This window comes from Qipengyuania sp. (assembly GCF_042095715.1).
Taxonomy (GTDB): domain Bacteria; phylum Pseudomonadota; class Alphaproteobacteria; order Sphingomonadales; family Sphingomonadaceae; genus Qipengyuania.
In genome coordinates this window covers 20,306-30,582 of sequence record NZ_JBELMO010000034.1, presented here as the reverse complement: position 1 = coordinate 30,582, position 10,277 = coordinate 20,306, and the positions used below count along the sequence as shown (strand labels likewise).

10 protein-coding genes are annotated in these 10,277 nt (G+C 61.5%); 4 read left to right on the top strand and 6 right to left on the bottom strand.

The features are described from left to right. Window positions 1-135: 135 nt before the first annotated feature. Window positions 136-1,041 carry a 30S ribosomal protein S6--L-glutamate ligase gene (gene rimK / locus ACFDTG_RS09565; protein WP_375290804.1) on the top strand — a complete coding sequence of 302 codons (906 nt, stop codon included), beginning with the start codon at window positions 136-138 and terminating at the stop codon, window positions 1,039-1,041. Between the two features lie 183 nt (window positions 1,042-1,224). Here rimK and ACFDTG_RS09560 read toward each other — a convergent pair whose 3' ends face one another. The 5 genes from ACFDTG_RS09560 to rpsF all read right to left on the bottom strand — a co-directional run bounded on the left by ACFDTG_RS09560 (window position 1,225) and on the right by rpsF (window position 4,969). Continuing rightward, window positions 1,225-1,893 carry a PEPxxWA-CTERM sorting domain-containing protein gene (locus ACFDTG_RS09560; protein WP_375290803.1) on the bottom strand — a complete coding sequence of 223 codons (669 nt, stop codon included), beginning with the start codon at window positions 1,891-1,893 and terminating at the stop codon, window positions 1,225-1,227. A gap of 277 nt (window positions 1,894-2,170) precedes the next feature. After that, window positions 2,171-3,610 carry an AMP nucleosidase gene (locus ACFDTG_RS09555; RefSeq protein ID WP_375290802.1) on the bottom strand — a complete coding sequence of 480 codons (1,440 nt, stop codon included), beginning with the start codon at window positions 3,608-3,610 and terminating at the stop codon, window positions 2,171-2,173. Between the two features lie 129 nt (window positions 3,611-3,739). Continuing rightward, complete coding sequence (gene rplI, locus ACFDTG_RS09550; protein WP_375290801.1) at window positions 3,740-4,366, bottom strand: 50S ribosomal protein L9; 627 nt, start codon at window positions 4,364-4,366, stop codon at window positions 3,740-3,742. 13 nt (window positions 4,367-4,379) lie between these two features. Next, complete coding sequence (gene rpsR, locus ACFDTG_RS09545; protein ID WP_375290800.1) at window positions 4,380-4,604, bottom strand: 30S ribosomal protein S18; 225 nt, start codon at window positions 4,602-4,604, stop codon at window positions 4,380-4,382. Continuing rightward, complete coding sequence (gene rpsF, locus ACFDTG_RS09540) at window positions 4,604-4,969, bottom strand: 30S ribosomal protein S6 (protein ID WP_375290799.1); 366 nt, start codon at window positions 4,967-4,969, stop codon at window positions 4,604-4,606. Before rpsF ends, rpsR begins: the two co-directional genes overlap by 1 nt. Window positions 4,970-5,180: 211 nt before the next feature. On the opposite strand from rpsF, the gene ACFDTG_RS09535 reads away from it, so the two are divergent. After that, window positions 5,181-6,125, top strand: coding sequence for a DUF808 domain-containing protein (locus tag ACFDTG_RS09535; protein ID WP_375290798.1), 945 nt, complete (start codon window positions 5,181-5,183; stop codon window positions 6,123-6,125). Between the two features lie 113 nt (window positions 6,126-6,238). Next, window positions 6,239-7,939 (top strand): diguanylate cyclase, encoded by a 1,701-nt coding sequence (locus tag ACFDTG_RS09530; RefSeq protein WP_375290797.1) that lies wholly within the window; start codon window positions 6,239-6,241, stop codon window positions 7,937-7,939. A 4-nt stretch (window positions 7,940-7,943) separates the two neighbouring features. On the opposite strand, the gene ACFDTG_RS09525 is transcribed toward ACFDTG_RS09530, so the two are convergent. After that, window positions 7,944-9,371 carry a glutamate ligase domain-containing protein gene (locus ACFDTG_RS09525; protein WP_375290795.1) on the bottom strand — a complete coding sequence of 476 codons (1,428 nt, stop codon included), beginning with the start codon at window positions 9,369-9,371 and terminating at the stop codon, window positions 7,944-7,946. Between the two features lie 55 nt (window positions 9,372-9,426). Between ACFDTG_RS09525 and ACFDTG_RS09520 the strand changes: the two genes are divergently transcribed. Beyond that, window positions 9,427-10,257 carry an LD-carboxypeptidase gene (locus ACFDTG_RS09520; protein ID WP_375290794.1) on the top strand — a complete coding sequence of 277 codons (831 nt, stop codon included), beginning with the start codon at window positions 9,427-9,429 and terminating at the stop codon, window positions 10,255-10,257. Window positions 10,258-10,277: the final 20 nt, after the last annotated feature.

The window sequence follows — 10,277 nt, the reverse complement described above, 5'->3', positions numbered from 1 at the left end:
GATCGGACATGCGATTTCCGATGCTCATCGGGCGATCTTCGCTTAGGAGGCGCTTCGTCGTCGACTCGGGCCATAGCTGGCTCCAGACGCCGGGGCGCAAACCCGTTGAAGGGCACAAACCATGAGAATTCGGCCATGAAAATCGCCATGCTAGCGCGTAACGCGAAGCTTTATTCGCATCGGCGCCTGGTGGAGGCGGCGGAGGGGCGGGGGCATTCGCTCGACATTCTCAACACCACCCGCTGCACCGTCAACATCGCCAGCCATCGTCCGACCCTCGTCTACAATGGTGAGACGGTCACCGGATACGAGGCCGTTATCCCGCGCATCGGCGCGTCAATTACCAATTATGGATTGGCCATCCTGCGCCAGCTCGAAATGGGCGGAGTGTGGTCCCTCAACGAAAGCGTCGCCATCGGTCGCAGCCGCGACAAGCTGCGTTCGATGCAGATCTTCGCCAAACATGGCCTGGGATTGCCGCTTACCGCTTATGCCAACGATCCGGGTGCAGCGGAATCGATCATCAAGGCGGTCAACGGCCCGCCGGTGGTGATCAAGCTGCTGGAAGGCACACAGGGAATTGGCGTGGTGCTGGCCGAGACCATGAGCAGCGCCAAGTCGGTCATCGAGGCCTTTCGCGGCGCCAATGTAAACATTCTGGTTCAGGAGTTCATCAAGGAAGCCGGCGGCACCGACATCCGCGCTTTCGTCATCGGCGGCAAGGTGGTGGCGGCGATGAAGCGCACCGGTGCGGCCGACGACTTTCGCAGCAATCTTCACCGCGGTGGCAGCGCGCAGCTCATAAAGATCACGCCCGAAGAACGCAGCACGGCTGTCCGTGCGGCCAAACACATGGGACTGAATGTGTGCGGCGTGGACATGCTTCGCAGCAATCACGGCCCCGTTATCATGGAGGTCAATTCGTCCCCCGGACTGGAGGGAATCGAGGCCGCCACCGGCAAGGATGTGGCTGGCATGATCATCGATTTCATCGCCACCCATGCGAAATCCGGCAAGACGAAGACCAAGGGCGCGGGATAATTTTGGCCAATCAGTAACTGGCCTCATTTCGGATGGAGAAGGGCGCCAATAGGCTGATCGAACCGGTTTTTTCTCCGGTTTGAAAAGTGCGCTTTTTGAATGTGCGTTTTTGCTCAGTATAAAACCTTGTTAGAAAGCCGCCGGCCCATGGACCGGCGACTTTCGTGAAACGCAAGATAAACTTTAGGCAAGGCGAAGGTTTGCGGCCGACCCTTTCCGGCGGCGCATTGCCGTGCCCAGGACACCAAAGCCCAGAATCATCATTGCCCAAGTTCCCGGCTCGGGAACAGCGCCTGCGACTGCTTGTGCCAGGGTCAAATTGTCGGCTGAAGGCCATACAAACCCGGACGATGGCTGAGTTGTCGAGGCGCTGAGCGAGGTAATCGTTCCAGTGGACGTGAAGCCGCGGAAGCTGGAGGTGTTGGGATTTAGGATGACCTCGATGACGCTGCCCGTGTTGTCCGTTACGGTCAGCGTAATTGCGCTCGCAAACGACGGTGAACCGCTGATGTCAGACCCGAAAAAGAAACCGCCGATAGCGGAAACACCCCCGGTGAAATTTGAAAAAACGAGGGGGTTCGTCGCCCGATTGGTTGATATGAAAATGTTGCCAGCATCACTACCCGGAAACAGACCATCGGCCGCGGAAATCTGATAGCCGTAGGCCCCCACTGTGCGGTTCAGCGGAGAGTTGTAATTTTGTGAGAATAGGTCGTTGAAGGTGTCGACCTGAGCACCGGTAACTGCGCTGTTAAAACTACCTTGCGTAGTGAAAACCGTGATCGCCGCGTTCGCACCGCCCGAGATGCAGAATGCGGCTGTTGCGAGAAGTGCACGTGAAACTTTCTTCATTACGAGATCCCCCATTGATCGGCGCGAGACTCGGTCCGCCGATGGTAAAACTTTATCGTAAATTGCGGCCTAGACAAGGAGGTTACGGCTAGGGGAACGTCCCACTAGGGGACAAGCGCAATCGGCAATGCGTATTGCGGTTCAAACCAAGGACGAGCCCACTTCGTAAGAAGGGAACTCGTCAGAATACTGGTAAGTCTTCCTTTGCGAGGGGCGGCCCGCACTTACGCGCCGCGAACTTGACTGCGAAAAGAGCCCTATCTGCTTCCGGTCGATTTCATCGGAACGGCGGCTCGTTGAACGCACGCAGCTTACGACTGTGCAGGCGCGGGCCTTCTTCGCGCAGCAGCTTGCATGCCGTCACCCCGATCTGGAGATGTGCTGCGATCGCCTCTTCGTAGAACTTGTTCGCCTGTCCCGGCAGCTTGATCTCGCCATGCAGTGGCTTATCGCTGACGCACAGGAGCGTGCCGTAAGGAACGCGGAAGCGATAGCCCTGACCCGCAATCGTGGCGCTTTCCATGTCCACGCCTACCGCGCGGCTGAGGCTCATGCGGCGCGCGCTGCTGGTGTAGCGCAGCTCCCAGTTGCGGTCGTCCGTGGTCACCACCGTGCCGGTCCGCATCCGGTTCTTGAGATTGCTCCCATGTTCACCGGAAACCATTTCGCTTGCCACGGCGAGCGCCTGCTGCACCTCGGCAATGGCGGGGAGGGGGATCTCGGGCGGCAGGACGGGGTCGAGAACGTGATCGTCCCGCAGATAGGCGTGGGCGAGGACATAATCACCGATCTTCTGACTGGGCCGCAACCCGCCGCAGTGCCCGATCATCAGCCATGCTTCAGGGCGTAGCACGGCCAGGTGATCGCAGATCGTCTTGGCGTTGGACGGGCCCACACCGATGTTCACCAGGGTGATCCCGCCGTGGTTCTCCCCGATCAGGTGATAGGCCGGCATCTGGTGGCGCCGCCAGGCGGTGTCCGAAAGCTGCGCCCGGGCATCTTCGGTCCGCTCGGTGATGTAGAGTCCGCCCGCTCCGGCCAGCGCGGTGCAGCCATCGTTGCCCAGCTGCTTGCCGGCCCAATCGACGAATTCATCGACATAGCGGTGGTAGTTGGTGAACAGCACGAAGCGCTGGAAATGGTCGGGACTGGTCCCGGTGTAGTGGGCCAGGCGCGCCAGGCTGAAGTCCGTGCGCAACGCGTCGAACAGGGACAAGGGGATGGGGTCCTCCGGGTCTTCCAGCACGATTCCGTCAGCCAGCTCGTCGCCGATGAGCGCGAGTTCGGTGGAGGGGAAGTGGCGGGCGATTTCGGTCGGATCGACCCCCGCCAGCTCGGCGCCTGCCTCACCATCGAGGACATAGGGAAAGGGGATCTCCTGCGCGCTGGTGCCGACCTCGAATTCCACCTCGTAGTTCTGGTCCAGCAGCTCCAGCTGTTCCGAAAGGTAGTCGCGGAACAGATGGGGGCGGGTGATCGTGGTGGTGTAGAGGCCGGCGGAATTGAGGCGTCCGAAGGCGCGACCGCGGTTGGCCGGCTGCTCACCGCCGCGATAGCGGAGCCGCAGCTCGGGATAGGTGTAGGACCCATCGCGGCGTCGCTCGCTGGGCGGCAGGCTCTTGTCGCGGCCATAGGCGAGCACGTCTTCGCGCAGGCGCTGGACTGCGGCGTCATAGACGGATTGCAGTTTGTCGAGACTTGTTTCGATCGATTCCATCGGGGCTCCTTTGGCGCAGCTCTGTTCTGGTGTGGTGACAGGCCCTGCCATGACGGAGCCTGTTTGTAAAAAGGGCGCGGGAAGCATCAAGCCGCCCGCGCCCTTTGTAATGAAGGTGGAAGGAACCGCTTAGTCTGCGGTTTCGTCCTCCGACGCGGTCACGCCATCCTCGAAGAGCTCGGCGGGGATTTCGCCCGGCTCGAGATTCGCGTTCGTGCGGTTGGCCGCGGCCTGTTCCTCGATCTGCGCCTGTTCTTCTTCGAACATCTGCGCCAGCACGTCGACGCCCTGGCGTTGCAGCTCGGCCTCGTCTTCCGAACGAGCGACATTGGCCTTCACCGTCACCCGGACTTCCGGGTGGAGGGCGACGGTCACGTCGTGCATGCCGATCGCCTTGATCGGGTGGCCCATGATGACCTGCTTCTTGTCGACGTCGTAGCCCTGCTCTGTAAGGCCAGAGACGATGTCGCGGACGTTGACCGAACCGTAGAGCTGGCCTGCGTTCGACGAGGCACGGATCAGAACGACCTCGGCGCCGTCGACCTTCTCGCCCTGCTTCTCGGCATCCGAGCGACGCTCAGCATTTTCCTTTTCCAGGCGGTCGCGGTTGGCCTCGAACACCTTCTTGTTGGCGTCGTTGGCGCGCAGCGCCTTCTTCTGCGGGAGCAGGAAGTTGCGGGCATAGCCGTCCTTGACGGTTACGACGTCGCCAATGGTGCCCAGTTTCTCGATACGTTCGAGGAGGATGATGTCCATGTCTCTTCTCCTCTTACTTCACGATATACGGAAGCAGGCCGATCTGGCGTGCACGCTTGATCGCCTGGGCGAGCTCGCGCTGCTTCTTGGCGCTGACGGCGGTGATGCGGCTCGGCACGATCTTGCCGCGCTCGGAGATGAACCCCTGGAGCAGGCGCACGTCCTTGTAGTCGATCTGGGGAGCATCCTTGCCGGCGAACGGGCAGGACTTGCGGCGGCGGAAAAACGGGCGGGCCATCAGTCGCGCTCCTCACGGGCTTCACGGCGCTTACGGTCGCGCTCGTTCTTGCGCATCATCACGCTGGGGCCGCTCTCGTGCTCGTCGACACGGATGGTCATGTAACGGATGACGTCTTCATTGATACGGGTCTGGCGCTCCAGCTCGGCAACGACGGCTCCGGGGCCCTCGATGTTGAGCATCACGAAATGCGCCTTGCGGTTACGGTCGATCTTGTAGGCGAGGCTCTTCAGGCCCCAGGTCTCCGTCTTGGTGACCTTGCCTTCGTTCGCTTCCACGATTTCCGTTGCGGTGGCGGCCAACTGGTCGACCTGAGCCTGGCTCAGATCCTGGCGCGCCAAAAAGACATGCTCGTATAGAGCCATGTTCCTTGGTCCTTTCACACTGCCGATCGCTGACTTGCCGCGCGGATCGCGGTTTGCCCCTCCGGCCTTCTTCGAAACCCGCTTGCGAGCGTCTTACGCGCGCCACAGGCAGGGAACGCGGCCAAATAACGGGGAATGGAGAAAATGCAAGCCTTGTCGTCGGCGCCCTTGGCGGGCAGGGCCAGCTTTTCAGTTTGCGGGGAATACGCGAATGCCGGGTGGTTTGGTAGCCTTGCTTGACGATGTGGCGGTGATCGCCCGGGCTGCGGCCGCCTCAATTGACGATGTGGGCGTGGCCGCCAGCAAGGCAGGTTCGAAGGCCGCAGGGGTGGTGATCGACGACGCAGCGGTGACGCCGTCCTACGTCACCGGCCTGGAACCGGCGCGCGAATTGCCACTGATCTGGGGCATCACCAAGGGCAGTTTGAAGAACAAGCTGCTGATCCTTCTTCCTGTTGCGATCCTGCTGAGCGAATTTCTGCCTTGGGCTGTTACGCCCTTGCTAATGCTGGGCGGCGCGTTCCTGAGCTTCGAGGGCGCAGAAAAGGTCATCGAGAAGCTGGGCGGAAAAAAACAGGGCAAGACCCTGGAAGATGAGATCGAAGATCCGGTCGCATTCGAAAAAGCCCGCATGGCCGGGGCCATCCGTACCGATCTGATCCTGTCGGCCGAAATCATGGCAATCACCCTTAACGAGGTCTCTGCTGAAACCCTGGTTACCCGGATCGGCGTGCTCGCAGTCGTGGGCATCCTCATCACCTTGGTGGTGTACGGGAGCGTAGCGCTGATCGTGAAGATGGACGATATCGGCCTTCACCTGGCGAAGCAGTCATCTGACTTCACGCAGAGCGTGGGCCGCGCACTGGTGTCTGGTATGCCTCGGGTGCTTACCGTGCTATCTACCGTCGGGACCGTCGCGATGCTTTGGGTGGGCGGGGGAATAATCATCCACGGGCTGCATGAGCTTGGATTCCACTTGCTGTCCGGGTGGAGCGAAGGCGCGCAGCATACGCTTGCACAAGCGACCGGCGCGCTGGGCGGTGTGTTCGGCTGGCTTGCCGGCGCAGTAGTGTCTGCCCTGGTTGGCCTGGCGCTCGGCGCAGTCCTGGCCGCGGCGCTCCATTTTGTCCCCCTTCCAGGTCGCCGCGCCCATTGATTTATTTCGGGTTCTGCGATTAAAATGTCTTTACAACGAATTTAGAAGGTTTGGCGTAGTTTACCCTTTCTGCAGGCACGGGGCCGCAGAAACGGCGGGCAGGGGACGGATCGGTGGGGAACTTGCGCCTGATCGTGCTGGCTGCGCTTGCCATCGCGACAGTGACGTGGTTTTCGATGGCACCCCCCGCACCTCCGCGTGCCTATTCCCTTGTAGAGGAAAGTTGCAGCGGCGGCGCGGCAACCGCTGCGGATGCGCTCGCAATTCCGGAATCGCACCTCGACTGCGGAGGCGACCGCTTTGACAGACGCGAGCGTTTCGTCCGGAGCCGCAGCTATGTCCAGCGTATGGGAGAATTGCCCCCGGGCGAGATCGTTCTGCAAACGGACCCGACCAGTTTCGATTCCATGCTGGTCCGTTTCGGTTACGCCGACGGTAAAGCAAATACGGTTACCGTCGACACGCAAATGACCGCACGCAACTGGGATGCCAACGGCAATTTCTGGATCCCCGTGCCAGAGAGCACATCACCGCTTGCCACGATCGATCTGGTGGTGGAGCGGCCGCAATCATCCGCGGTTTTCGAGCGCATGGAACTTGTGGGCTTCGAGGCCGCATCCCGCCTGAATTATATCCACACCCTCTTATATATCCTGATCTGCGGCTTGCTGATGGGCCCGATGGTATACGACGTACTTTTCTACCGCGTGCTGAAGACGCAATTCATCATCTGGCATATGATTATGACGGCGGGGACGTTGGTTTACGTCCTGTTCAATTCCGGGCTGGTCCTGCTGATCTGGCCGGAATTTCCCAACCAGATCAGGTTTCCTTTGATTTTCATCGCGATTTCGATGGCCGTCGTCAGCCTGGTGCGTTTCTCGCTTCTGATCTTGGAGCCCGGCGCGGTACCGGCACGTATCGCACGGTTCCTTTCGGCCGCTGCCCTTGCGAACCTTAGTCTTGCGGTCGTGATGCTCTTTGATTTCGAGATCCTGCGCGGGCGGATCATCGATATGTATCTGATCAGCGTGTTGCCTGTCATTGCAATGGCCATCGCCATGCTGAGCACCGCCATCCGCCGGGGAAGCAGGGTAGCGAGTTTCCTGACAGTCGCGTACTTCGGGTTTGTGGTCGCGGGGCTGATGCAGGTCGTCTCCAGCCTCTCAGGGTACCCGTTTTTCTCAATATTGGACAACACGATTTACTGCGCGCTCGTGGTTCTGGTGATTGGAACTTCGGCGGCTGTCGGCGATCGGTTTATGATCATCAAGGCGGAACGCGATCGCGCCCATTTACGCGCGCAGCAACTCGACACCATGGCCAATACCGATGGCTTGACCGGCCTTCTCAACAGGCGCGCCTTCGACCAGCACCGGCGATTGCCATCCGGGAGAGCGCTGCTGCTCGCCGATATCGATCGCTTCAAGGCTGTCAACGACACCTATGGGCACCAGCGGGGCGACGGCGTGCTTATCCGCGCCGCCAGGATCCTGGAGAAGAGCGCGGGAAAGAGAGGCGAATGTCAGGTCTATCGCTTGGGCGGCGAAGAGTTTGCCGTAGTCTGCCGGGCGGAGACGGAGACGGCCATGGAGAATGCCGCAGAGCGCCTGCGGGCCGCCATCGAGAAAGGCGGAGAAAACAATGGCGCCCCCGATATGCCCCCCATCACGATCAGCATCGGGGCGGTCATCGGATACGGCCAGCTCATGCACGTAGCTTATTCGGATGCCGATCAGGCGCTTTATCGTGCCAAGGCGGCAGGTCGAAACAGGGTCGTTATCGTTGAAGCCGACTCGGTTCCGATCACCTGACCTGTCAGTCGAGCCGAGCAAGCAGCTCTTGCGCGAACGCGCTCAACGTATCGTCCCTGGCACCCATGATGACGATGCGGTCACCCGGACCCGCCAGATTGGTCAACCTGTCGCCCACGGCCTTGCGCGTGGGTATGTGCTCGGCCCTGCCGCCGTGCTCCCTGATCAGCTCCACGATCCTCGCGCTGCCCTCGGTGCGATCGGCCGTGCCGCCGAAATACACCGGATCGGAAAGGATCACCATATCGTCGGGATCGAGCTCGCGGGCGAGCGTTTCGGCAAGCTCCGCACCCATCTGGCGCAGCGGCCCATAGCCGTGGGGCTGGAAGAAGGCGATGACGCGACCGGGATGCGCTTTCAACGTCCGTAATGTGGCGGCGCATTTTTCCGGGTTGTGGCCGAAGTCGTCGATTACCGTGATCAACGAATGGGTCGTGCCAACGATGTCGAACCGGCGTGCGAGCCCTTCGAATCCCGCAAGCGCCTCCACTGCAGCCCCGACCGGGATTCCCGCCGCGGCTGCTCCCGCAATCGCCGCCAGGGCGTTGGAAAGATTGTGCCTTCCTGGCAGTGCCAGACGGAGCGGATATTCGCCGCCTTCGTGCCGGTCCACCACCATGGCGGCTTGCCGGACGGGGCCTTCGGCGATGCTCCCGGATACAATGCCGATCTGGGCCAATTCCTGATCGACACCGAAAGTGATGGCGTCGTTTGCGTGGCGGAGCAAAGCGATCGCCTCCGGATCGTCAGCGTTCACCACGCCGATCCGGCTGCGCGCGAGATAGGCGCCGAAAAGCGCTCTCAATTCTTCCATCCCCATGTGGTCGAGGCTGACGTTGAGCAAGACGCCGACTGCCGGGCGGTAGAGCGCGATGGACCCATCGCTTTCGTCCACCTCGCTCACGTAGAGACTTTGGCCGCCGGCGACCGCGCTCGCCACGGGCCGATCCGCGCTGATGAAGTTCTTCATCACCGCGCCGTTCATGATTGTCGGATCGCGGCCGCGCGCGCTCAGGATCCAACCGAGCATGCCGGTCACGGTCGATTTGCCGCTGGTGCCCGCCACCGCGATCCCCGCGCCGGCCGTGTTGAACAGGATGGAATTCAGTTCGGCGCGTGTCATGCGCAGACACCCGAATTCACTGGCGCGCGCGATTTCCGGTACGCTATCCTCGATAGCCGCGCTCGCGACGACGACCTGATCGGGCGACACGATGCCGCTGCCGTCTTGCGGATGCATGACGAATCCGGCGCCTTCCAGCGCCGCAAATTTCTCGGGCGTGCGGCCTTGATCGAAGCTACGGTCTGACCCTTCGACTTGGGCGCCGCGGGCTTTCAGGATTTGCGCCAATGGCAGCATGCCCGATCCGCCGATGCCGACGAAAAAGAACGGGCGCGCCAACAGCTCCTCTGGGCTGGGGAAGTCGTTCATATCATGGGCGCTATTGCGTTGTGTCCGCCCTTGCAAGCGCGCTAGGGCTTTGCGTGTGAGCATACGCATCGCGATCTGCGCCCCGGCGACCCCCATCACGCGCGAACAGGCGCAGGCCGTGTCGGCGCTCGCCGCGGCTGAGTTTCCCGAGCTTGAGCTGAGCTTCCATGAACAGTGCTTCGCCCAGGAGGGCCACTTCGCCGGTCCGGACACGATGCGCATGTCCGCATTCCTCGAGTGCGCGAACGATCCGGGAAGCGATGCAGTCTGGTTCGCGAAGGGCGGTTATGGCTCCAACCGGATCCTCGATCCAGCGATCGGTTCCCTGAACGCCCATGCGGGGCGCAAGAGCTTCCTCGGATATTCGGACTGCGGATTTCTGCTCGGTGCGCTCTACCGCAACGGCATCGGCGCACCGGTCCATGCCCCTATGCCGCTCGATATCAAGCGCGAGGGCGGGGAAGTGGCCGTTGGGCGATCGCTGGCCTGGTTGGCAGGCGAGGGAAGTGGGATCGAGCCCGATCTGGGCGATGGTCCAGTCGCCGCCTTCAACCTCACCACGCTCGCCATGCTGGCGGGTACGCCTTTCATGCCTGACCTCACCGGGCATGTCCTGATCGTGGAGGAGGTGGCCGAGCATCTCTATGCGATCGACCGCCTGTTCTTCCATCTGTCCCCGCTGCTTTCGACCCTTGCCGGACTGCGCCTGGGCGAAGTGACGGCGGTGCCGGAGAACGACCGGCCCTTTGGCCAGAGCATAGAGAATATCGCGAAGTCCTGGTGCCGGCGGGCGGGGGTGCCTTATCTCGGGCGGGCTGCGATCGGGCACACCGCTTCCAACAGGATAGTCCCCTTCGGCCTTGCCCGCACTCCCCACGGGGCATAAGCGGCCTCCAACGCGATTGG